The following is a 22314-nucleotide window of genomic DNA, read 5'->3' on the forward strand; positions in this document are numbered from 1 at the left end:
CCCCCCCCCCCCCCCCCCCCCCCCCCCCCCCCCCCCCGCCCCGCCCCCCCCCCCCCCCCCCCCCCCCCCCCCCCCCCCCCCCCCCCCCCCCCCCGGGGAAGCAGAAGAGGGAGCCCTCAAAGCCGCGTCACTTCGGCTGCCAGGGTGTAGCCGCCGCCCCAGACGGTCTTGATGATCGCGGGGTTGCGGGGATCGGGCTCGATCTTCTTGCGCAGCCGGCTGACCTGGTTGTCGATCGCGCGATCGAAGGCGGCGGCTTCGCGGCCCTGGGTGAGATCGAGCAGCTGGTCGCGGGTGAGCACCGCGCGGGGGCGGGTGACCAGGGCGTGGAGCAGATTGTACTCGCCGGTCGACAGCGGGACCGAGACGCCTTCGCGGTCCACGAGCGCGCGCTCGCCGGTCTTGAGCACCCAGCCGGCAAAGGCGAAGCTGCCCGCGTCGGGGGCGTGCTGGCGGGTGCCGCCGGCCTGGAGGCGGCGCAGCACCACCTTGATTCGAGCGGCGAGCTCGCGCGGCGAGAAGGGCTTCACGACATAATCGTCGGCGCCCATCTCGAGGCCGACGATCCGGTCGGTCTCCTCGCCGCGGGCGGTGAGCAGGATCACCGGCGTGTCGCTGGTCTCGCGGATATGGCGGCAGAGCGACAGGCCGTCCTCGCCGGGCATCATGATGTCGAGCACCACCAGGTCGATCGCATAGGCGGCCATGCGGGCGCGGGCGCCCTCGGCATCGCCGGACTGGGTGATCCGGAAGCCCTGCTTGGTGAGATATTGCGCGAGCGGTTCGCGGATCGAGCGCTCATCCTCGACGAGCAGCAGGTGCGGCGTTTCCGACATATCGGGTTCGTAGGTCATGGGCGGGCCGCAAGACAAGAGGGGGTGCCCGGGCAGGCGAGGAGGCAAGGTGCCTGCCCGGGCGAGTTTCCGGGCTGGCTCAGTTGTTACCCGAGCTGCCCGGCGGGGGACCCTGGCGATCGCGCATGCGGGCCATCATCGCGTCCATCTCTGCCTTGTCGATCTTGCCGTCGTGATTGGCGTCGATGCGGTCGAAGCGCTGGGCGGCCTGGGCCTGCATCTGATCGAGCGTGACGTCGCCGGTCATGCCGCGCATGCCCATGCCGCCGCCGCGCCCGGCGGCTTCGCGCTCGGCCTCGCTGACCTTGCCGTCCTTGTTGGTATCGAGCGCGGCGAAGCGCGCGGCGATGCCGGCGTTATATTCTTCCTTGGTGACGATGCCGTCGCCATTGGTATCGAGCCGGCTGAGCATGCCGCCGCCGCGCTGCGGGGTATCCTGCGCGAAGGCCGGGGCGGTGATGGCCGATGCGGCGAAGGCGACGAGGAGGAACTTCTTCATCGGGTGCGAACTCCTTGGTCTCGGAGGTCCCAAGCCCCCGACAGGGTTCGCTTTTCGCGGCACGCTGTCGCACGGGTTTGTCACCCGCGCGGGAAACTGTCGCAACTTGTATCAGCCGAAGATGGCGACGCCCTGCATGGCCTCGGCGATGGGCTCGCCGGCGGCGTTCCAGATAGACATGCGCTGGGTGGAATAGCCGTCGCGTGCCGTGTCGGCATTGGCGTGGAGCAGCCACCAGCCGTCGGTGGTGGCGGGCGCGGCGGTCTGGAAGTTGATCTGCCAGTTGAGCGAGCTGAGCGGGGTACGTTTCTCCTCGAGCAGCTTGAAGGCGGCGGGGGGAAGGGCGTCGCCGATCGCCATCAGCTCGACAAAGGGGTGGAGGCCGGCATGGTCGCGCAGCCGGGCCCAGCGGAGCCATTCGGCCGGGCCGGTGCCGTCCTTCTCGTCGAAGAAGTTGAAGTTGCCGGTGAAGAAGTCGTCGGGGCCGGTATAGAGCTCGGCCTCGGCCGGCGGGGGCGTTACGGGCGCACGCTTCGCCGCGTCATGCGCGATGGTCGAGCCGAGCGGGGCCATGAACACGAATGTGGCGCGCAGGCCGAGGCCGGCTTCCGACGTCACGTCCGACTGGAGGAAGGCGGCGTTGCGGCCGCGGCGCAGCTTCGTGGCGGTGACGGTGATCGGGCCAGCGAGCGGGCCGATGAACGCGACCTGGGCCGAGCGGAGCGGCGGCAGGTCGGGCTCGACCTCGAGCGCCGCCTGGAGCGCGAGCGCGGCGGATAAGCCCCCGTATGCCGTACGCCCCTGCATCCAGTCGGTGTGGACCGTGCTGGTGAAGCCGGTTTCGGTGCGGATGGCCTCGGCGAGGATCGTGGCGAGCGGGGTCACGCGGCGATCCGGTCGCGCAGCTCGCGCTTGAGTACCTTGCCGATCGCGCTGCGGGGCAGTTCGTCGAGCTTGTGGATATCGGCGAGGCGCTGGGTCTTGCCGACCTGCGCGTTGAACCAGGCCAGCACTTCGGCGGGGTCGCCGGGGCCGGTGAAGAAGCCGACCGGGGTTTCGCCCCATTGCTCGGACGGCACGCCGATCACCGCGCAGTCGGTGACCTGGGGGTGGGTGATGAGGATCGCCTCGAGGTCGGAGGGGTAGATGTTGAAGCCGCCCGAGATGATGAGGTCCTTCTTGCGGTCCATCAGGATCAGGAAGCCGTCCTCGTCGAAGCGGCCGACATCGCCGTGGCGGATGTAGCGATTGCCATCGCCGTCATGCCAGGTGGCATCGGCAGTGGCGTCGGCGCGGCCGTGATAGCCGGTCATCATCGCGCCCGAGCGTCCGACGACTTCGCCCATCTCCCCACGGGGGACTTCCTTGCCGTCCTCGTCGATCAGGCGGAGATCCTGGCCGGGAAGCGGCACGCCCACCGTGTGGAGCTTGGTCGGGTTGGCGTTGCAGACCAGAACCGTGGTGCCGCCGCCTTCGGTCATGCCGTAATATTCGACCAGCAGGCCGGGCCAGCGGGCGAGGATGTCGGCCTTGAGCACGGCGGAGAATGGGGCGCTGGTGCAGGTCTTGAGCTGGAAGCTCGACAGGTCGAAGCTGTCGAAATCGGGGAGCGCCATGATCCGCTGATACTGGACGGGGACGAGCATTGCGTGGGTGGCGCGGTGCTTTGCCGCCTGGGTCACGAAGGTGCGCGCGTCGAACTTGCCGAGCAGTACCGTGGTGCCGCCCCAGGCGATCGTCGGGATGAAGCTGACCAGGGTGGTGTTCGAATAGAGCGGCGTGGCGATCATCGTCACCGCGCTGCCGAAGCCGCCGGGCGCGCGGGCGATGTGGATCCAGCGCATCGACTGGGGCTGGACGATGCCCTTGGGCGTGCCGGTGGTGCCGGAGCTGTAGATGATGTTGAAGGGGTCGTCGGGGCCGATGGTCACCGGCGCGGGCTTCGATCCTTCGGGGGCAAGGAAATCGTCCAGCGCCTCGAGGCGCACGGGCTTCGCCGTGACCTGTGCATCGCCGAGCGCCTTGATGCCGGTCTCGTCGAGGAAGAGGATCCTGGCGCCGCTGTCGGCGACCATCGCGGCGAGCTGGGCGGGCGTGGCCGAGGGCTGGAGCGGGGCGGGGACGCCGCCGGCGCGCAGGGTGGCGAAGAAGGCGGCGCCATATTCGATCGAGGAGGCGGCGAGGATGGCGACCGCATCGCCCTTGCCGACGCCTTCGCGCTGGAGCGCGGCGGCGAGGCGATCGAGCAGGGCGTCGAGTTCCGCATAGGAGATCGACTTGTCTTCAAAGATCATCGCCGGCTTGTCCGGCCGCTCGGCGGCATGGCCGCGGATCAGGTCGGAGACCGTGGCGAATTCGCCCGCCAGCATTTCCTCGGTACGCATGCATCCTCCCGGTTACCGGCAGGACTAGAAGAGCACCCGCGCGAACGCCATACGCAATTTTCGAAAAATCACTCGGTCGCGGGTTCGGGCTCGGGCGCGCGGATATGGACGAACAGCGCGATGATGAGGGCGGCGATCGCCATCAGCGCGCCGGCGACGAGGAAGGCGGCGCCGTCGAAGCCGTGATGCGATCCGGCGGCCAGCGCCTGGGTGGCGATCAGCGGGCCGAGGATCGCCGCGACATTGTTCATGCTCGACACCCCGCCCTGCAGCGCGCCCTGGTGCGACGGGCCGACCATGTTCGACAGCGTCCCGTTGAGCGCCGGATAGGCGAAGGCGCCAAACGCGCCGATCAGGAAGAAGGCATAGACCTGCCAGCCTTGCTGGATGAAGGCGTAGGAGAACAGGGTGAAGGAGGCGCAGCCGAGCGCGATCAGCGCGGCGTTGCGCTCGCCGACGCGCTTGATGACGCGGCCGGTGAGCAGCGCCTGGACCAGCACCGTCAGGAAGCCGACATAGGCAAGCGACCAGCCGATCGCGGTGGCGTCCCAGCCGAAGCGGATCGCCGCCCAGAAGGACCAGGTCGACGGGTAGACGGTGCCGGCGAGCTGCCAGAAGAACCAGGCGAGCAGCAGCGGGCCGGCATTGCCGGCATGGAAGAGCGGGCGGAAGGCGCCGATGATGTGCGCATCGGACCAGCGGAACGGGCGGCGGTTTTCCTGGGCGAGCGTCTCGGGCAGGAAGAAGAACATGACGACCGCATTCAAGGCGGCGCAGATCGCGGCGATCAGGAAGGGCGCGCGCAGCCCGAGGCCCGCGCTGATGCCGCCGAGCGCGGGACCCAGGATGAAGCCGACGCCGAACGCCGCGCCGACGAGGCCGAACACGGCGCTGCGCTTCTCGGGCGGCGTGACGTCGGCGATCACCGCGCTCGCCGGGCCGAAGGTGGCGCCCGCAATGCCGGCGATGACGCGGCCGACGAACAGCCACACCAGGCTGGGCGCGGCGGCCATCAGCGCATAGTCGATCGCGAAGGCGATCATCGAGAGGATGAGGACCGGGCGGCGGCCGAACCGGTCACCGAGATTGCCGAGCACCGGGCCGGCGAAGAAGCCGGCAATGGCGAAGGCGGCGAGCATCCAGCCTGCGATGCGGGTGGCGTCGTCCAGCCCGACATGGCCGAGCTCGGTGACCAGCGCCGGCAGGACCGGCATGACGATGCCGAAGCCGATCACGTCGATAAGCACGGCGACGAGCACGATCGGCACCGCGCGATGTTCGAACTTCATTGGTATCCCCTCTTGGCTGGATGCTTAGCAGAGGTTGGTGCCGGCGCGCGGCATTTTTCGTCGTCATTCCCGCGAAGACGGGAATCCATTCTCGCTGGTTTTCGTGGGTCTCACTTTGTTTGGCGGCAATGGATCCCCGCCTTCGCGGGGATGACGGAATGGAGTGGTGACAGTTGTGGCTTGACGGTTGCTGAGCCATACCGCAAATTCGAAACAAGCAAGAAGACTATCCCGGGAGAGAGTGATGGCCACGGCCCCCGATATCGATGCGCCGGCGAATCCGCTGGATGCGTTCCGCAACGAAGCGCGCGCGTGGATCGCCGCGAACTTCCCGCCGAGCCTGAAGGGCAAGGACAATGCGATGTCCGCGGTCGAGGGGCCGCATACCAACTCGCCCGAGGAGGATGCCTGGCAGACGGCGATGGGCGAGAAGGGCTGGGGCGTGCCGACCTGGCCCAAGGAATATGGCGGCGGCGGGCTTAGCCGGGCCGAGGCGCGGGTGCTGCAGGAGGAGATGCAGCGCGCGGGCGCGTGGAACCCGATCGGCGGGATGGGCGTGATGATGTTCGGCCCGACCCTGCTCGAATATGGCACCGAGGAGCAGAAGCGCGAGCATATCCCGGCGATCGCCAAGGGGCTGGTGCGCTGGTGCCAGGGCTATTCGGAACCGGGCGCGGGATCGGACCTCGCCTCGCTGCAGACCTTCGCCGAGGATCATGGCGATCATTATGTCGTCAACGGCCAGAAGACCTGGACCAGCGGCGGCCAATGGGCGGACAAATGCTTCATGCTGGTCCGCACCGACAAGACCAAGAAGCACGAGGGCATCACCTTCGTGCTGTGCGACATGGATGCGCCGGGCGTGGAAGTGCGGCCGATCCAGCTGATCTCGGGTAGCTCGCCCTTCTGCGAGACCTTCTTCACCGACGTGAAGGTGCCCAAAAGCAACCGGGTTGGGCAGGAAGGCGAGGGCTGGACGATCGGCAAGCGCCTTCTCCAGCATGAGCGCTCAAGCCTGTCGGGCGGCGGATCGACCGCGGGGCGGATGTTCTCGGGCGCGTCGCTCGGCCAGATCGCCAAGAAATATGTCGGCGTCGATGCCGAGGGGCGGATCGCCGATGCAGACCTGCGCTCGCGGATCGCGCGGCACGAGATGGACCTGCGCAGCTTCATGCTGACGCTGCGCCGCACCGCGCTGGAGGCGAAGTCGAACCAGGGGCCGAGCGCCGCCACCTCGATCATGAAGAATGTCGGCGCACGGATCATGCAGGAACGCTCCGAACTGCTGATCGAGATCCGCGGGCTCGCCGGCCTTGGTTGGGAGGGCGAGGGATTCGAGGAGGATGCGCTGAAGGATGTGCGCAGCTGGCTCTTCGGCAAGGCGGTGTCGATCTATGGCGGCTCGACCGAGATCCAGAACAACGTGATCGCCAAGCGCATCCTGGGGATGCTGGACCATCAATAGTGCCGTCACCCCCGCGGAAGCCGGGGTCTCTCTCCAATCAGCGTGCGCTCGCGGCACGAGATCCTGGCCTTCGCCGGGATGACGAGGTGAAAATGGCTATCCTGACCGAAGAACAGACGATGCTGCGCGACATGGCGCGGGAGTGGGCGGACAATGAGGCGCCGGTCAGCGCGTTCCGCAAGATGCGCAATGCCGCGCCGGCTGCCGGCTATGACGCGGGCATGTGGCGGGCGCAGGCCGAGATGGGCTGGGCCGGCATCCTGGTGCCGGAGGCGCAGGGCGGGGCGGGCATGGGCTATGTCTCGCTGGGGCTGGTGCTCGAGCAATTGGGCCGCAACCTGGTTGCGACGCCGCTGGCCAGCACGGCGGCGGCGACCAGCGCGATCCTGATGGGCGGATCCGACGCGCAGAAGGCCGAATGGCTGCCCAGGATCGCGGCGGGCGAAGTGGTCGCGACGCTGGCGATCGACGAAGGGCCGCGCTTCGACCCTTCGAAGATCGCCACGACGGTGAGCGGCGGCACGCTGAGCGGCGTGAAGGCGTTCGTGCCCGAGGGCGACAGCGCGCAGCTGTTCGTCGTGGCGGCGACCGACGGGCTCCATCTCGTCGCTGGCGATGCCGGGGTGACGCGTTCGCCGCGCCACCTGACCGATAGCCGCAGCCATGCGCAGGTGACGTTCGACAATGCCCCGGCCGAGGTACTCGACGGCGGTGCCGAACTGATCGGCCATGTCGCGGATCGCGCGGCGGCGGCGGCTTCGGCGGAGATGCTCGGCATGGCCGAGAGCGCCTTTGCCCAGACCAATGACTATCTGAAGACGCGCGTCCAGTTCGGCCAGGTGCTGGCGAGTTTCCAGGCGCTGCAGCACCGCATGGCGAAGATGTTCACCGAGCTCGAACTGTGCCGCTCCGCCGTGGAAGGCGCGCTGGAGGCGATCGACAGCGGGCGGGCCAATGTCGCGCAGGAAGTCAGCCTGGCCAAGGCAGTGGCGAACGAGACGCTGCATCTGGTGAGCCGCGAGATGATCCAGCTGCACGGCGGCATCGGCATGACCGACGAGCATGATGCGGGCTTCTATCTGAAGCGCGCGCGGGTACTGGAAGCGCAGTGGGGGAACGCGGCCTGGCATCGCGAGCGGTTTGCGCGGTTGAACGGGTACTGAGGAAACAGCGGCGGGGATGACGAATTATAAGGGCTGCGAATTCACTTTTCGAAGATCGATTCGGCCAAGGGTATCGGAAACGCCCCTGCAACATATGACATTTGCGCAACACTGCTAGTTCAGTCCCCTTTTGCAACCTTTGTTCTGCTTGACGTCCCTCGGGGAAGTGTCAGTATTCGAGGATAGGGTATGGAGCCGTAAAGTGCTCTGGCCCGTGGTGGGAGAGATGATGATGATGCGGTTACGCCTTTTGTCGTGCGTTGCTGTTCCGGCGCTTTCGATTGCGCTTGCTGCCCCGGCCTTTGCCCAGAACACCCAGACAACGCCGGCGGACGCAACTACCCAGGATCAGGGCGTCTCCGACCCCAATGAGATCGTCGTCACTGCCCAGGGCCGCGCCCAGGTGCTGGCCGATGTTCCGCTCGCCGTCTCGGCGGTGACGTCCACGCAGCTCGAGCGCACCGGCGCCAACGACATCCGCGCGCTCAACCAGGTCGCGCCGTCGCTGCTCGTCTCCTCGACCGGCAGCGATGCCAACACCTCGGCCCGCATCCGCGGCGTCGGCACGGTGGGCGACAATCCGGGCCTCGAAAGCTCGGTCGCGACCTTCATCGACGGTGTCTATCGCTCGCGCACCGGCCTCGGCCTCAACGACCTCGGCGAGATCGAGCGGATCGAAGTGCTGCGCGGCCCGCAGGGTACGCTGGGCGGGCGCAACGCCTCGGCCGGCATGCTGAGCGTCACCACCAAGCAGCCCGAGTTCACCTTTGGCGGCATGGCCGAGGCGACCTATGGGAATTACGATGCGTGGCGCCTTCAGGGCGCGGTGACCGGCCCGCTTTCCGAGCAGGTCGCGTTCCGGCTGGATGGTCTCTATTCGAAGCGCGACGGCTTCTATCACGACGTCAATACCGGCCGCGACATCAACAATCGCGACCGCTATCTGGTGCGCGGCCAGCTGTTGTTCCAGCCGAGCTCGGACATCTCGGTCCGCCTGATCGCCGACTATAGCCACCGCAAGGAGGATTGCTGCGCCGCCGTCTATGCGACGGCCGATGTCTCCTCCACCAATGCCGGGCTGATCGCGCCGGGCACGCCGGTGGCGACGGTGCTGACCGGGATCACTGGAACGACCTTCGCGCAGTATTTCCCCGGCTACAACAACGCCTATTCGCGCCGCATCGCGACCAGTGCCAACCGTTCCTATACCGGCAAGACCAAGGATTGGGGCTTCTCGGGCGAAGTGAACTGGAACCTGGGCGACGTCGAACTGACCTCGATCACCGCCTATCGCGACTATGACAACACCCAGGCGTCGGATGCCGATTACGGCCTGGCCGACATCCTCTATTTCGGCCCGAAGAGCGGCCGCCACTTCAAGACCTTCACCCAGGAACTGCGCTTCCACGGCGATGCGTTCGGCGGCAAGCTCGACTGGCTGGTCGGCGGCTATTACGCGCATGAGGACCTCGACACCAAGAGCGAGCTCAAGTTCGGCAACGACTATGGCCGCTTCGCCGCCTGCCGCGTGGTCTATGGTTCGTTCAGCGCCTTCTATAACCCCAACAATGTCGGCTGCCTGACGCCGACCGGCGTTGCGGTGCTGAGCAACACGCTTGGGCCGCTCGGCGCGGCGGGCTCGGCGATGGTGCAGGGCCTGCAGCGGCTCGACACGGTGCGCAATGTCGGCGACGACACCGCGAACTTCGACCAGACCAGCTCGAACTTCGCGTTCTTCACGCACAATATCGTGCACATCGCCAAGGGCTTCGACCTGACCCTGGGCGCGCGCTACACCAACGAAACCAAGAAGCTGAACGCCAACTTCAACAACAACAACACGGTGTGCCCGGCGCAGCAGGCGGCGCTGCTGCCCTATATGGGCGTGGCGGCGCTGGCACCGCTGGCCGGCGGCATCATCACGCTGAGCTGCCAGGGCGGATCGTCCTCGGCGCTCAACGCGCTGACGCTCAACGACACGCGCAAGGAAGACAAGTTCACCGGCACGGCGATCCTGTCGTACAAGCCGAGCGACGACGTGATGATCTATGCGAGCTACTCGCGCGGCTACAAGGCGGGTGGCTTCAACCTGGATCGCTCGGCCTTCAAGAACCCTAGCGCGACCCAGCCGCTGCCGATCTTCCCGATCAGCACCGCCAATGCCGGCTACTACGCCGATGTGCTCCAGTTCGACGAGGAAACGGTGAACGCCTATGAGGCGGGCATGAAGTACTCGACGAAGGGCTTCAACCTGAACGTTGCCGGTTTCCGCCAGGAATTCAGCAACTTCCAGCTGAACACCTTCAATGGCACGGTCTATCTCGTCCAGAACATCAATGGCTGCAAGACGAGCCTGGGCGGCGGCGATCGCGACCTGAGCGCGACGACGGGCGCCTGTCCGGCGGGCCAGACCAAGCCGGGCGTGGTCTCGACCGGCTTCGAAATCGAAATGGGCCTGTCGCCGGTGCGTGCGCTCAACTTCAACTTCGGCCTGACCTACGCGAAGACCAAGTACGCCAACAACCTGGTGGGCTCGAAGACGGGTGCGCCGCTCGATCCGGCGCTGCGCCTGCTGCCGGGACAGCTGCTCTCGAACGCGCCGGAACTGGTGGCGACCGGTTCGGCGGCCTGGACGCCGTCGCTGGGCGGTGGGCTGCGCGGCCTGCTCTATGTCGATAGCCGCCTGGCCGACAACTACAACACCGGCTCGGACCTGTTCCCGCAGAAGACGCAGGACAGCTTCGTGGTGGTGAACGGCCGCATCGGCATCGGCAGCGAGGACCAGAAATGGGCGCTCGAGCTGTGGGTGCAGAACGCGACCAAGGCCAATTACATGCAGGTTGGCTTCAACTCGCCGTTCCAGGCGGTGAGCACGACGCCGACCCCGGGCTTCCCGGGTGGTTCGCAGATCTTCTCGGCCTTCCTGGCCGAGCCGCGGACCTACGGCATCACGCTGCGCTCGCGCTTCTGATCCTGCAAGGCAGGGGTGTGGAACGGGCTTGCGGGGCAACCTGCGGGCCCGTTTCCGTTTGGGCGTGGCTTGCCGGGGCGGGTGAAAATGGACATCCTCGTGCCTTCGCGGATGTGGAGGTGTTCGTGATCCGTTTGCTGCGCGTCCTGACGCCATTGTGCCTGAGCCTGTTCGCCACGCCCGCCTTTGCCCAGGCGACGGCGCGGACCTGTGGTGCCGAGGAAAGCGTGGGGCCGGCCTGCCTGCTGGTGCACCAGATGCTGCCGGCCCTGCCGGCGAAACCGGTCTATTGGCATCTCGACACCTTCCCGAGCCGCGAGGCGGCGAGCAAGGCGGCGACGGCCAATGGCTCGGTTGTCGAGGCATTCGGTGCGGTGTGGCTGTTCACGATCGAAGGCGAAGGCTGGCGGCCAAAGGGCGGCACGCATGTCGCCGATATCGGGCCGCTGCCAGTCGAGCCGGCGCCGAGCTTTGCCGCTGAATATCTGCGCTCGGTGTTCACGCCGGGGATGACGGCGCCGCTGCATGTCCATTCCGGGCCGGAAGCGTTCTTCGCGGTCAGCGGCGGCACCTGCCTGGAGACGCCGGAGGGCGCGCGGACCGGTAAGGGGCCGGGCAACAATCTGGTCATTCAGGGCGGCCCGCCAATGCTGCTGATGGCGATCGGCAAGGAACCGCGAAAGGGCTTCGCACTGATCCTGCACGATATGGCCAAACCGCCGACGACGCTGACCCAGGCCTGGCAGCCCAAAGGACTTTGCGCGGCGGAGGCGGCGAGGCCCTGAGGCTTTCAGACCGCGTTCAGGCGAAGGGCGCGAGGACGGGGCATCGACCTTGGAGGTATGCCCGATGCGTTCGCTGGTTCCCGCCCTTGCCCTGACGATCCTGGCGCTGCCGGCTGCGGCCCATGCACAGGGCAACCCCGCGCCGCAATGCGCGGTCAGCGTGCAGTTCGCCAGCTATGCGATGGGAATCGACCGGCCCGCCTTCGACCGGGTGCAGGCGTTGCTCAAGCGCGATCGCGGCGTGCGGAGTGTCGAGGTGCAGCGCTGGGGGCGGGAAGGGGAGACCAATCTCTGCGTGCATGTCCGCAAGGCGAGCGACGCGCGGCGGATCTTCGGGCGGGTGAAGGCAGTGCTGCCGGCCAGGCCGCGTGGGCCGATCGTGGTCGAGGCGCGGGGCGGTTTGCGGTTCGAGGCACCACGAGCTCATTGAATCGTGCACAATCGTGCGAATTGACTCGCATGATTATGCACGATAATGCGATTTCATGACTGTTGATCCCCCCAATGCGCGGCGTGAGGTGATTGCGGCCCGGCTGGCCAATGGACAGCCGGTGTCGGCCGGTACCCTCGCCGCCGAGTTCGAAGTTTCCGAGGATGCAATTCGGCGCGACCTGCGTGCGCTGGCGGCCGAGGGTAAGTGCCGGCGCGTCTATGGCGGGGCGCTGCCGGTCTCGCCGGTCGCCGTGCCGATGGCCGCGCGGATCGAGGGCGATCAGGGGCGGAAGCGAGCGCTGGCCCGCGCGGCGGTGACGACGATCCGGCCGGGCGAGTTCCTGTTCCTCGACAGCGGCAGCACCAATCTCGCGCTGGTCGAGTTCCTGCCGGAGGATGCCGACCTGACCATTGCCACCAACTCGGTGGATATCGCCGCGGCGATGCTGCGGCGGCAGGACCTGCGACTGATCGTGCTCGGCGGGCAGGTCGATCCGATCATCGGCGGCTGCGTGGATGCGGTGGCGATGCAGGCGCTGATGCAGATGCGCTTCGATCGGGCCTTCATCGGTGCCTGTTCGGCCTCCGACGAAGGGGTGGGGGCTTTCCAGCTGGACGACGCCACCTTCAAGCGCGCGGTGATCGCCGGGGCGAAGCGGACGGTAGTGCTGGTTACCGACGACAAGCTGGAGCGTGAAGCGCCGTACCGGGTTGCGGGGCTGGGCCAGATCGACATGCTGGTGGTGGAGGCAAGTGCGACCGACATGCAGCGCGGCGCACTCGATGCAGCAGGCTGCCGTACCATCCTGATCGCCGATCCGGCCTAAGCAGGGGGCGAGGCATGACGACTTCCGCCGATAGCCCGGCCACGCGGCTGGCCACGCGCCTTTCGTTCCTGGTCGCCGGGTTCGGAATCTCCTGCTGGGCGCCGCTGGTGCCCTTTGCCAAGGAGAGGCTCCAGATCGATAGCGCTATGCTGGGGCTGCTGCTGCTCTGCATCGGCATCGGATCGATCCTGGCGATGCTGGCGACCGGGCCGATCAGCGCCCGCTATGGCGGCAAGCCGGTGATCGTGACGAGCGGCATCGCCCTGGCGCTGATCCTGCCGCTACTGACCATTGCGGCGACTCCGGTGACCCTGGGCGGTGCGCTGCTGCTGTTCGGCGCGGCGCTGGGTTCGCTGGACGTGGCGATGAACGTGCACGCGGTGGAAGTGGAGCGGGCGGCGCCCGTGCCGCTGATGTCCGGATTTCATGCGCTGTTCAGCATCGGCGGCTTTGCCGGCGCGGCGCTGATGACGATTTTCCTGTCGCTCAAGGTGAGCGCGCTCGCCGGCAGCCTGGTCTGCGCGGCGATCATGCTGGGAGCGATGCTCATTGCCTGGCCACGGCTGCTGCCGGCGGTGCGGGGCGAAGAGGGGCCGCTGTTCGTGCGGCCGCATGGCGTGGTGGTGCTGCTGGCCGTGCTCGCCATGGCGACCTTCCTGGCCGAAGGGGCAATGCTCGACTGGAGCGCCCTGCTCATCACCCAGATGGGGCTGGTGGGCGCGACCCAGGGTGGGCTGGGCTATATCCTGTTCGCGATCGCGATGACCACCGGGCGGCTGCTCGGAGATGCGCTGACCGCGCGGCTGGGGGATTACCGCACCTTGCTGGGCGGCGGACTGGTTGCGGTTGCGGGCTTCGCGGTGCTGCTGAGCGTGCCAGTCGCGCCGATTGCGCTGGGCGGCTTCCTGCTGATCGGGCTGGGCGCATCGAACATCGTGCCCGTGCTGTTCCGCATCGCCGGGGCGCAGACGCAAATGCCGCCCGCGCTGGCGATCGGGGCCATCACGACGCTTGGCTATGCCGGCATTCTCGCCGGGCCTGCCGGGATCGGCGTGGTGGCGGAGGCGGTCGGGCTCAGAGCCGCGTTCTGGATACTGGCGGTGTTGTTGCTGCTGGTGCCGTTCACTGCCCGGCGGACCACACGCGCGGCGCAGGCCTGAAATCGGCCGAGCCGGCTCAGGCGATGCCTGTGCCGCCCAGCTCACAGGCGGGGATTACCGCGTCCGCCTGGCCGAGGGTGAGCCATTCGCGCACCAGCGGGTGGCCGAGCAATCGGCGCGAATAGGACTCCGCGACCCCGTCCAGCGCGACCCCATAGGTGACGAAGCGGATCGCGGGCGGTGCGAACATGATGTCCGCTACACCGAATTCGCCGAGCAGCCAGGCCCCGCCTGCGCCAAAGCGGCGGCGGCCCTCTGTCCAGATCTCCCGAATGCGAGCGATGTCGGCGACAAGATCGGGGGTCATCTCGACCTGACGATCGCGCCCGCGTGCGTTGTACGACATGCTATTACGCAGATGCTGGAAGCCGGCATGCATCTCCGCGCAGATGCTGCGGGCATAAGCGCGTTTTGCGGGGTCCGCGGGCCAGATATGGGGATGGGCATCGGCGAGGTGCATGATGATCGCCAGCGTGTCCCAGATCGTCACACCGTCATCGATGAGCACCGGGACCTTGGCGGTGGGCGAATAGCGGAGCAACCACTCCCGACTATGCTCGCCGTAAAGGGGGATGGTGACCTCGTCGAACGGAAGCTGCAGCCAGCGCAGAAGCAGCCAGGCCCGCATCGACCAGGAGGAATAATTCTTCGGGCCCAGGATCAGGGTGAGTCTCGCCATTGCGTATGGTCCCCCGGCATCGATGCAAAGCCAAGCATGGCGCGGTCGGACCGGATATGCACGAGACGAAGGCCGGTAAGCCACACGATATTGCGACTAGCTTGCAATAGCACCTCTGCGCTGCTAGCCGCACCCCCGATCAAGCTGCTCCACCTGAGTGCGGCACCAAATTCGGGGGTTCCCAAAATCATGTCCGTGCGTTCGCGCCTCTCGCTGCTTTCCCTGCCGTTGCTGGCGCTCACCGTCGCGATGCCGCAGGTCGCATTCGCCCAGCAGGCCGAACCGCAGAAGGACGCCGAGAATAGCGAAGAGATCGTGGTCACCGCCGCACGCACGGTGCTGCCGCCGAATGCGCTGCCGCTTACGATCGATGTGATCGACAAGCAGCGGCTCGATCAGCAGATCGCGATCTCGGGCTCGGTGACCGATGCGGTGGCGAACCTGACCCCGTCCTTCTCGCCGACCCGCCAGAAGCTGTCGGGCGCGGGCGAGACGCTGCGCGGGCGCTCGCCGCTCTATGCGATCAACGGCATTCCGCAATCGACCCCGATGCGCGATGGCAGCCGCGACGGCTTCACGATCGATGGCTTCTTCGTCGATCGGGTCGAGCTGATCTACGGCTCGAACGCGCTGCAGGGGATTGGCGGCACCGGCGGTATCGTCAACCAGGTGACGGTGGGTGCGCCGAAGACCGAAGGGATCAGCGGGCGCGTGCTGCTGCAGGGCACGGCGGACAACGACTTCAGCAAGGACGGGCTGGGCGGCAAGGCGGCCGGGCTGGTGCAGTGGAAGTCGGGCCGGTTCGATGCGACTTTCGGTGCGGCATATGAGAAGCGCGGCGTGTTCTATGATGGGGACGGGCGCCGCGTCGGCCTGAACCTGACCCAGGGCGAGACGCAGGATTCCAAGACGGTCTCGCTGTTTTCGCGACTTGGCTATCAGGTGGGCGAAACCGGACGGATCGACCTGATCGCCAGCCGTTTCGAGCTGAAGGGTGATGGCGATTATATCGCGGTGGTGGGCAACCGTGCCACCGGCCTGCCGACCAGCGCGACGCGCGGCGATGCGCCGGGCAAGGCCGCGGCGAGCCGCACCGAGAGCGTAGCCCTGACCTATACCGACACGTCGCTGGGCGGCGGCAATTTCGTCGGCCAGATCTTCTTCAACCGCACGCACGACACGTTCGGCGGCGAGATCCTGCCGATCGCGACGTTCCAGGATCCGACGCTCGACCCGACCGAGAAGCTGTTCGACCAGTCCGAGAACCGTTCGCGCAAGCTGGGCGCCAAGCTGAGCTATGAGCGCGCGGTGCCGGGCTTCGAGGCGCTGACCGCGACCATCGGCTTCGACGCGCTGGTCGACAAGACCGAGCAGCGGCTGATCGCGACCAATCGCGTCTGGGTGCCGCCCAGCGATTTCCGCAGCCTCGCGCCGTTCGTGCAGGGCAATCTGAAGCTGTTCGGTGGCAAGCTGCGCCTGGCAGGCGGCGCGCGCTACGAGAACGTCGAAATCAAGATCGACGATTATCACACGCTCGCCTCGACCACCTATGTCGCGCCGAACAAGGCGACCTATGGCGGCGTTGCGGTCGCCGGCGGCAAGCCGAAGTTCGAGGACCTGCTGTTCAACGGCGGCGTGATCGTCGAGCCGGTTACCGGCATCCGCGCCTACGCGAGCTATGCCGAGGGCTTCACCGTGCCCGACATCGGCCGCATCACCCGGGCGATCCGGGTGACCGGCGTCGACTTGGATAATTATCTCGACATCTCGCCGATCGTCTCGAACAACCGCGAGATCGGCGTGGAAGTGAAGCGCGGGCCGCTCGACGGATCGGTTACCTATTTCTGGTCGTCGAGCGACAAGGGCCAGCTGCTGATCGCGCGTGCGGCCGGCATCTTCGACGTGCAGCGCCAGCGGGTGGAGATCCAGGGGCTCGAGGTCAATCTGGGCGTGAAGCTGCCGGTGCCGGGGCTCAAGGCGAGCGTCGGCTATGCGCATCTGAGCGGCCGTTATGACGCCGACACGGTGCCGGACGGCAAGGTCGATACCGATCTCGACGGCACCAACATCTCGCCGGACCGCGTCAACCTGGCGGCGGACTATCAGAAGGGTCCGTTCAGCGCCCGTGTGCAGACCCAGTTCTACCTCTCGCGCCACTTCAACGGTAAGGCGCGGGCGATCGACGATGCCAACCCGCTGCATCCGCAGAAGCTCTACATGAACGACTTTGGCGGCTATGTGCTGACCGACGCATATGTCCGCTACCAGACGAAGCTGGGCGGGCTGAGCCTCAGCGTCGCCAACCTGTTCGACAAGATGTACATCGACTACGCCTCTGACACTCGCCTGCCGAACGACAACACCGTCTTCTATGCGGGTCGCGGGCGCACCTTCACCCTGAGCTGGGACTATCGCTTCTGATGCAGCGCGGCGTGATGGGATGGCTGGACCTGATCCACCGCTGGACCGGCGGCGTGCTCGGGCTGGTGCTGGCGATATTGGGGCTGACCGGCGCGATCCTCGTCCATGAGGGTAGCTGGCTGGGCTGGACGTTGCCGCATGCCGCGGACGTGCGCGTGGCCGATCCGAACGTGATCGCGGCGACCACCGCGAAGCTGATGGCGGCCGAACCCAAGGCGCAGGGCATCACCTATGCCAGCGACGGGCTCGGGCTGCACCAGGTGCGGATGGCCAGGGGCGCCGGCGCCTATGCCGACCAGGCGGGCAATGTCGTGACGCGGTGGGACAGCCAGTGGAGCCGGCCCGAGCATTGGCTGTTCGACCTGCACCATCATCTGTTCACCGGTGATTTCGGCGAGACGATCATCGGGATCGCCGGGCTGGCGGGCATCCTGTTCGTGATCACCGGATCGATCCTGTGGTGGCGGACGCGCAAGACCTTCAAATTCCGGCTCTGGCCCAAGCGGCTGAGCCGGCCGATGATCGTGATGCAGCACCGCGACCTGGGCGTCGTGATGGCGCCCTTGCTGCTGCTCTCGGCAGTGACCGGCACGATGATGATCTTCAAGCCGTTCGCGCAGTTGATCACCATGCCCTTCTCTTCGCCCTCGGCCGACGCCGCGGCGATGAAGCCGCCCAAGGTGAAGAGCGGGCCGCTGGCCGCGCATCCGGACTGGCGCGCGATCATCGCCGCGTCCTATACGCGCTTTCCGGATGCACAGATTCGCATCCTCTCGCTGCCGCGTAAGGCGGGTGACCCGATCCTGGTGCGGATGAAGCGGGCCGGGGAGTGGTTGCCAAATGGCCGCTCCAACATCTGGTTCGACGCCGCGGACGGACACATGCTCGGCTCGATCGATGCGCTGGCGCTGCCCAAGGGCGCGCAGGTGTTCAACGGCGCCTATCCGCTGCACGCTGCCAAGGTGGGCGGGCTGCTCTACCGGCTGGTGATGACCTGCTCGGGGCTGGCGATGCTGCTGCTCGGCAGCCTGGCGGTGTGGAGCTTCTGGTTCAAGCGACCCAAGCCGAAGAAGGCGGTGCGGAAGGCCTAAGACTGCGCCGCGACCATATGCACGATGTCGTCGCCGACCCATTCGATCAGCGGCGCATCGTAGTTGCCCATCGCCACGACAGTATATCCGGTCTCCCAGACGATCCGGCTCATCGAGTTGATGCCGGAAAAGGCACCGCCACCGTTGTGCCCGCGCACCGTCTTGTCGCCGATCTTTCGGTGCAGGAAGCCATAGCCATATTGGTTATAGCCCTTCTGCAGGCCGGTCATCTCCTCGGCCATGGCAGGCGACAGCAGCTTGCCTGCGCGCAGGGCCTGCAGGAACCGCGTCATGTCTCCAGCCGTGCTATAGGCGCCGCCGCAGGAGTTGCCCCGATAGCCGCGACCCTGGAAAGTCGAATTGCCGATTCTCGTTCCGAAACCGAGAAAGTCGGAGTCCGGGAAGCGATACCCCTCTGCCCTGAGGGGCGAGATTTCATCGACCCTGTAATAGATCGTGTTCTTCATGCCGGCGCGATCGAATACGCGGCTCTGTACCGCATCATAATAGCTCTGTCCGGTCAATTTCTCGACGATCGCGCCCAGCAGAATGAAACCCTCGTTACTATAACCGGCCTGCGTTCCTGGCGTGAAATCGAGCGGCTTGGCGGCGAAGCGCGGCAGCAATTCGCTGACTCGCTCGAAGGGGCGGAAGCGGTCGATTTCGGGGTCTCCGAACGAGGAGGCGACGCCGGACTGGTGGCTTAGCAGATGCCGGATGGTAATGGCCTTGGCAGCGTCGGCGTTGGGATAATCCGGCAGCACATCGACGACACGCGTATCGAGCGTCAGCCGGCCCTGCTCGATCAACTGACCGATCAGTACGGCGGTGAACATCTTGTCCATCGAACCGGTGTGAAATCGGGTGTCCATCGTATTGGGAACGTTGAAGTTCTTGTTCGACTGGCCGAAGGCGCCGCTGTAGATCAACTCGCCGTTCTTCATGACCAGCACCGAGCCCGAGAATTCGTCGCGCGCCGCAGCGAAGCGCAGCCGGTCGTCGATCGCCTTGCGCAGCGCTGCGCGGGAAACCGGTTGCGCGATGAGCTGCGTGGGGTAGGCGGACGGGCGTGCGTAGGCGTTGAACCGGGTTACGCCATTCGACGGTGATCCGTCGGTATCGAGCAGCAGCTTGCCGCTCTTGCCGTTCGCGGCGCGCAGATCGATGCGAAGCCAGCCATTCTTGCGATCGTTCCCCGTCACCGTGACTCCGCGGCTGACCCGCGCGATGTCCTCGAGCATTTTCGCGAGGTCGCTCTGGCTATAGGCTCCCTCCCTTTGCGAATGATATTTCGCGGCCCATTCGGCGCGTGCGCGGGCATCCGCGTTCACTGCCGCCGCCAGGTCGCGGGCGAGCAGCTTGTCTCTTTCGATCGCGGCGGGATCGATCGTGGTCTGCGCAACGGCAGCAAGGGGAGGCGTCAGCGCACTGGCTAGCAGCAACACAAAGTGAATCTGCCGCATCTTATTCTCCATTCCAGCCATTTCGGATGGATTAGAGATCTGGATACGCGGAGACAGCGCGATGCGACGAAAGCCGACTATCCCGCCAGAACGCGATCGTCGAACAGGCCGAAGGCGATCGTCGAGGCGTAATACGCCACCGCCTTCTCGCGCGGCATGGTGCTGGCCCATTTGCGCATGTCGAAGGCGGCGTTCTGCAGCGCCATCAGCGTCTGCGAGGCGACCAGCGGGTCGATCGCGCGGATCGAGCCCTGGGCGATGCCGTCGGACAGCATGCCGGCGAAGCGGCGGGCGATACGGTTCGAACGGTCGATCATCGTCGAGCGGACCTGGGGCGGCAGGCCGGAGAGCGCGGTGGTGCGCAGCAACGGGCCGCGTTCGCTGAATTGATAGTCGAGCAAAGTCGCGATCGTGCTTTCGAGCTGCTCCCAATGGGTGCCGCCGGCATTCTCGGCCAGGCGTTGCGCATCGGTGATGATGTCGAAGCTGCGCTTGTAGCAGGCGATCACCAGATCGTCCTTGGCATCGAGATGGTGGTAGAAGCTGCCCTTGGTGACGTTGAGTTCGCTGGCGATCTTCTGGACCGAGGCGCCGCGATAGCCGAGCTCGTTGATCAGGCGCGTGGCGGCGAGCAGAAAGGCTTCCCGGCCGGGCTCGGGCTCGTCATGCTCAAGGTCGAGCATATGCGGGGTCCAGGCTTCCCCTGGGCCAGCGATGCCCGTGCGGAACACGTCCATCAGCCGCGCCTCGACGCGGGTATATTCGTCCACCTCGTAGCGCGGCAGCCAGGCGGTCAGCCAGAAGGTGTTCTCGAGCAACACGTGCGCGCGGGCACCGTGGAGATCGGTCTCCGCGCGCGTGGTCGCGGGGCCCCAGAGCGTGCGCGTCTTGCGGAAAACGCCCCGCCAGCGATCGAGCAGCTCGCGCTTGATCGGATCTTCCATGGCGCGGAGATCCGAGAGGATCGCGAAATCGCGCTCCTCGCCCCGGCGGATGCGGGCGAGCCGTTCCATGTTGATGTTGAGATAGCGGGCGACGCGCGCTTCGGGCGTCGGCTCCTTGCCTGCATCGTCGAGCATCGCCTCCAGCCGGTCGAGCGTCTGCTCGAAGGCGGCGGCGGCAAGGTCTTCCTTGCGCTTGAAGTAATAGGTGACCGACGTGGTGTTGAGCCCGACGCGGCGTGCCACGTCGGCAAAGGTCATTCCCTTGGCGCTCTGCTCGTTGATCGCGTCCGCGGCCGCGGCGAGGATCGCATCCCGCTTGGCCTGGAAGCGTTTCGTCGCGCTTGCGGTTTCTAGTTTCCCCGGTGCATTCATTGCAACCAGTCTAGCGGATTTGACGGCTAGCCAAAGCGGTTTTTTGAATCGAGGTTGTGCCGATTTTCGCGCCGGCCCGACTTTACCGAATATCCGGTATGCTCTACGCCGATCCGTGAAGCAGAAAACGGAGAGGATGCGCCATGGATTTCACGCTGAGCGAGCGCGAGACCTATTTCCGCGACCGCGTGAAGGCCTTTATCGACACCAGGATCCGGCCCCGCGACGGCGACTATCACGCCCAGCAGAAGGAGGGCGATCGCTGGAAGGTGCTGCCGGTGATCGAGGAAGTGAAGGCCGAGGCCAAGGCCGCGGGACTGTGGAATTTCTTCATGCCGCCGCATTCGGGCCAGTCCCATGTCGACGACAGTTTCGAGTTCCAGGGCACGCAGCTGACCAACCTCGGATATGCGCTGTGCGCCGAGGAGATGGGGCGGCTGGGCTGGGCGTCTGAGTGCTTCAACTGCTCCGCGCCCGACACGGGCAACATGGAGGTGCTCCATCGCTACGGCACCCGGGCTCAGAAGGACCAGTGGCTCAAGCCGCTGATGCAGGGCGAGATCCGGTCCGCCTTTCTGATGACCGAGCCGGCGGTGGCGAGCTCGGATGCGACCAACATCCAGACCAGCATGGTGCGCGACGGCGATCATTATGTGATCAATGGGCGCAAGTGGTGGAGCTCGGGCGTGGGAGACCCGCGTTGCGCGGTTTCCATCGTGATGGGCAAGACCGACACCGGTGCCGCCAAGCATGCCCAGCAGAGCATGATCCTGGTGCCGATGGACGCCCCCGGCGTGAAGATCGAACGGATGCTTTCGGTTTTCGGGTATGATCATGCGCCGCACGGGCATGGCGAAGTGGTTCTCGAGAATGTTCGCGTGCCGATCGAGAACATGCTGCTGGGCGAAGGACGCGGGTTCGAGATCGCGCAGGGCCGGCTTGGGCCGGGGCGCATCCATCATTGCATGCGCACCATCGGGGTTGCCGAGGAAGCGATCGAGGCGATGGCCAAGCGTCTGGTCAGCCGCGTGGCGTTTGGCAAGCGCCTCTCGGACCACTCGGTGTGGGAGCAGCGGATCGCGCGCGCGCGCATCGATATCGAGATGACGCGGCTGCTCTGCCTGAAGGCGGCGGACATGATGGACAAGGCGGGCAACAAGGCCGCCCAGCTCGAGATCGCGATGATCAAGGTGCAGGCGCCGCAAATGGCGCTGCAGATCATCGACGATGCGATCCAGGCGCATGGCGGCGCCGGCGTGTCGGGCGACTTTCACCTGGCGCATGACTGGGCCGGCATCCGCACGCTGCGGCTCGCGGACGGTCCGGACGAGGTTCACGCCCGGGCGATCGCGCGGAACGAGTTCGGGAAGTACGCAGACTTCAAGGCGGATCGGGTTTCAAGCGGGGACATCGGGGTGAGCCGCTAAGGTTTGCTTCCCCGGCGAGAGCCGGGGTCCAGGGTCCCAAGCGATCCGGCAGAGAAACCCTGGGCCCCCGCGGGGGGGGGGGGGGGGG

Annotated in this window: 18 protein-coding genes; 10 read left to right on the forward strand and 8 right to left on the reverse strand. The window is 66.5% G+C overall.

Annotated elements, in window-relative coordinates; all coding sequences use genetic code 11:
- Positions 1-116: 116 nt before the first annotated feature.
- The 5 genes from AAHM44_RS21750 to AAHM44_RS21770 form a co-directional block, all read right to left on the reverse strand.
- Entirely contained in the window at positions 117-836 is a 720-nt protein-coding gene (locus AAHM44_RS21750) for a response regulator (RefSeq protein WP_269576447.1), read from the reverse strand.
- 97 nt (positions 837-933) lie between these two features.
- Entirely contained in the window at positions 934-1353 is a 420-nt protein-coding gene (locus tag AAHM44_RS21755) for an EF-hand domain-containing protein (protein WP_269575218.1), read from the reverse strand.
- Between the two features lie 111 nt (positions 1354-1464).
- Positions 1465-2238: a thioesterase family protein gene (locus AAHM44_RS21760; RefSeq protein ID WP_342251294.1), complete on the reverse strand. Its 774-nt coding sequence runs from the start codon at positions 2236-2238 to the stop codon at positions 1465-1467.
- Positions 2235-3737, reverse strand: a complete 1503-nt coding sequence (locus AAHM44_RS21765; RefSeq protein WP_269575220.1) for a class I adenylate-forming enzyme family protein — start codon at positions 3735-3737, stop codon at positions 2235-2237. The genes AAHM44_RS21760 and AAHM44_RS21765 overlap by 4 nt, the downstream gene beginning before the upstream one ends.
- A gap of 68 nt (positions 3738-3805) precedes the next feature.
- A complete protein-coding gene (locus tag AAHM44_RS21770) occupies positions 3806-5026 on the reverse strand; it encodes a TCR/Tet family MFS transporter (RefSeq protein WP_269575221.1) in 1221 nt (406 codons plus the stop codon).
- Between the two features lie 244 nt (positions 5027-5270).
- On the opposite strand from AAHM44_RS21770, the gene AAHM44_RS21775 reads away from it, so the two are divergent.
- From AAHM44_RS21775 to AAHM44_RS21805, 7 genes are all read left to right on the forward strand, one after another.
- The gene (locus AAHM44_RS21775) at positions 5271-6491 is read left to right on the forward strand and encodes an acyl-CoA dehydrogenase family protein (protein ID WP_342251295.1); all 1221 of its coding nucleotides are present in this window, start codon (positions 5271-5273) and stop codon (positions 6489-6491) included.
- A gap of 92 nt (positions 6492-6583) precedes the next feature.
- Positions 6584-7654, forward strand: coding sequence for an acyl-CoA dehydrogenase family protein (locus tag AAHM44_RS21780; protein ID WP_342251296.1), 1071 nt, complete (start codon positions 6584-6586; stop codon positions 7652-7654).
- Positions 7655-7889: 235 nt separating this feature from the next.
- Positions 7890-10625, forward strand: a complete 2736-nt coding sequence (locus AAHM44_RS21785; protein ID WP_269576448.1) for a TonB-dependent receptor — start codon at positions 7890-7892, stop codon at positions 10623-10625.
- 125 nt (positions 10626-10750) lie between these two features.
- Positions 10751-11410, forward strand: coding sequence for a hypothetical protein (locus tag AAHM44_RS21790; RefSeq protein ID WP_342251298.1), 660 nt, complete (start codon positions 10751-10753; stop codon positions 11408-11410).
- Between the two features lie 64 nt (positions 11411-11474).
- The gene (locus tag AAHM44_RS21795) at positions 11475-11840 is read left to right on the forward strand and encodes a hypothetical protein (protein ID WP_342251299.1); all 366 of its coding nucleotides are present in this window, start codon (positions 11475-11477) and stop codon (positions 11838-11840) included.
- A gap of 55 nt (positions 11841-11895) precedes the next feature.
- Positions 11896-12669 (forward strand): DeoR/GlpR family DNA-binding transcription regulator, encoded by a 774-nt coding sequence (locus AAHM44_RS21800; protein WP_342251300.1) that lies wholly within the window; start codon positions 11896-11898, stop codon positions 12667-12669.
- Positions 12670-12683: 14 nt separating this feature from the next.
- Positions 12684-13829, forward strand: coding sequence for an MFS transporter (locus AAHM44_RS21805; RefSeq protein WP_342251301.1), 1146 nt, complete (start codon positions 12684-12686; stop codon positions 13827-13829).
- Between the two features lie 16 nt (positions 13830-13845).
- Here AAHM44_RS21805 and AAHM44_RS21810 read toward each other — a convergent pair whose 3' ends face one another.
- Positions 13846-14508, reverse strand: coding sequence for a glutathione S-transferase family protein (locus AAHM44_RS21810; protein ID WP_342251302.1), 663 nt, complete (start codon positions 14506-14508; stop codon positions 13846-13848).
- Between the two features lie 189 nt (positions 14509-14697).
- On the opposite strand from AAHM44_RS21810, the gene AAHM44_RS21815 reads away from it, so the two are divergent.
- A complete protein-coding gene (locus AAHM44_RS21815) occupies positions 14698-16929 on the forward strand; it encodes a TonB-dependent receptor (RefSeq protein ID WP_342251303.1) in 2232 nt (743 codons plus the stop codon).
- The gene (locus tag AAHM44_RS21820; RefSeq protein ID WP_446746014.1) at positions 16929-18020 is read left to right on the forward strand and encodes a PepSY-associated TM helix domain-containing protein; all 1092 of its coding nucleotides are present in this window, start codon (positions 16929-16931) and stop codon (positions 18018-18020) included. The genes AAHM44_RS21815 and AAHM44_RS21820 overlap by 1 nt, the downstream gene beginning before the upstream one ends.
- Here the strand turns inward: AAHM44_RS21820 and AAHM44_RS21825 are convergent.
- Both AAHM44_RS21825 and AAHM44_RS21830 read right to left on the reverse strand, forming a co-directional pair.
- The gene (locus AAHM44_RS21825) at positions 18017-19654 is read right to left on the reverse strand and encodes a serine hydrolase domain-containing protein (protein ID WP_342251304.1); all 1638 of its coding nucleotides are present in this window, start codon (positions 19652-19654) and stop codon (positions 18017-18019) included. The genes AAHM44_RS21820 and AAHM44_RS21825 overlap by 4 nt on opposite strands.
- Positions 19561-20799: a TetR/AcrR family transcriptional regulator gene (locus AAHM44_RS21830; protein WP_269575231.1), complete on the reverse strand. Its 1239-nt coding sequence runs from the start codon at positions 20797-20799 to the stop codon at positions 19561-19563. The genes AAHM44_RS21825 and AAHM44_RS21830 overlap by 94 nt, the downstream gene beginning before the upstream one ends.
- Before the next feature lie 143 nt (positions 20800-20942).
- Here AAHM44_RS21830 and AAHM44_RS21835 point away from each other — a divergent pair, with 143 nt between their 5' ends.
- Positions 20943-22226: an acyl-CoA dehydrogenase family protein gene (locus AAHM44_RS21835; protein WP_342251305.1), complete on the forward strand. Its 1284-nt coding sequence runs from the start codon at positions 20943-20945 to the stop codon at positions 22224-22226.
- Positions 22227-22314 lie beyond the last annotated feature (88 nt).

Source organism: Sphingomonas sp. OTU376 (assembly GCF_038440415.1).
Lineage (GTDB): Bacteria > Pseudomonadota > Alphaproteobacteria > Sphingomonadales > Sphingomonadaceae > Sphingomonas > Sphingomonas kyeonggiensis_A.

Coding starts and splice junctions, on each gene's coding strand:
- AAHM44_RS21750 (WP_269576447.1), bottom strand. CDS start 836: ATGTCGGAAACGCCGCACCTGCTGCTCGTCGAGGATGAGCGCTCGATC.
- AAHM44_RS21755 (WP_269575218.1), bottom strand. CDS start 1,353: ATGAAGAAGTTCCTCCTCGTCGCCTTCGCCGCATCGGCCATCACCGCC.
- AAHM44_RS21765 (WP_269575220.1), bottom strand. CDS start 3,737: ATGCGTACCGAGGAAATGCTGGCGGGCGAATTCGCCACGGTCTCCGAC.
- AAHM44_RS21770 (WP_269575221.1), bottom strand. CDS start 5,026: ATGAAGTTCGAACATCGCGCGGTGCCGATCGTGCTCGTCGCCGTGCTT.
- AAHM44_RS21775 (WP_342251295.1), top strand. CDS start 5,271: ATGGCCACGGCCCCCGATATCGATGCGCCGGCGAATCCGCTGGATGCG.
- AAHM44_RS21780 (WP_342251296.1), top strand. CDS start 6,584: ATGGCTATCCTGACCGAAGAACAGACGATGCTGCGCGACATGGCGCGG.
- AAHM44_RS21785 (WP_269576448.1), top strand. CDS start 7,890: ATGCGGTTACGCCTTTTGTCGTGCGTTGCTGTTCCGGCGCTTTCGATT.
- AAHM44_RS21795 (WP_342251299.1), top strand. CDS start 11,475: ATGCGTTCGCTGGTTCCCGCCCTTGCCCTGACGATCCTGGCGCTGCCG.
- AAHM44_RS21800 (WP_342251300.1), top strand. CDS start 11,896: ATGACTGTTGATCCCCCCAATGCGCGGCGTGAGGTGATTGCGGCCCGG.
- AAHM44_RS21805 (WP_342251301.1), top strand. CDS start 12,684: ATGACGACTTCCGCCGATAGCCCGGCCACGCGGCTGGCCACGCGCCTT.
- AAHM44_RS21810 (WP_342251302.1), bottom strand. CDS start 14,508: ATGGCGAGACTCACCCTGATCCTGGGCCCGAAGAATTATTCCTCCTGG.
- AAHM44_RS21815 (WP_342251303.1), top strand. CDS start 14,698: ATGTCCGTGCGTTCGCGCCTCTCGCTGCTTTCCCTGCCGTTGCTGGCG.
- AAHM44_RS21820 (WP_446746014.1), top strand. CDS start 16,929: ATGCAGCGCGGCGTGATGGGATGGCTGGACCTGATCCACCGCTGGACC.
- AAHM44_RS21825 (WP_342251304.1), bottom strand. CDS start 19,654: ATGGGCCAGCACCATGCCGCGCGAGAAGGCGGTGGCGTATTACGCCTC.
- AAHM44_RS21830 (WP_269575231.1), bottom strand. CDS start 20,799: ATGAATGCACCGGGGAAACTAGAAACCGCAAGCGCGACGAAACGCTTC.
- AAHM44_RS21835 (WP_342251305.1), top strand. CDS start 20,943: ATGGATTTCACGCTGAGCGAGCGCGAGACCTATTTCCGCGACCGCGTG.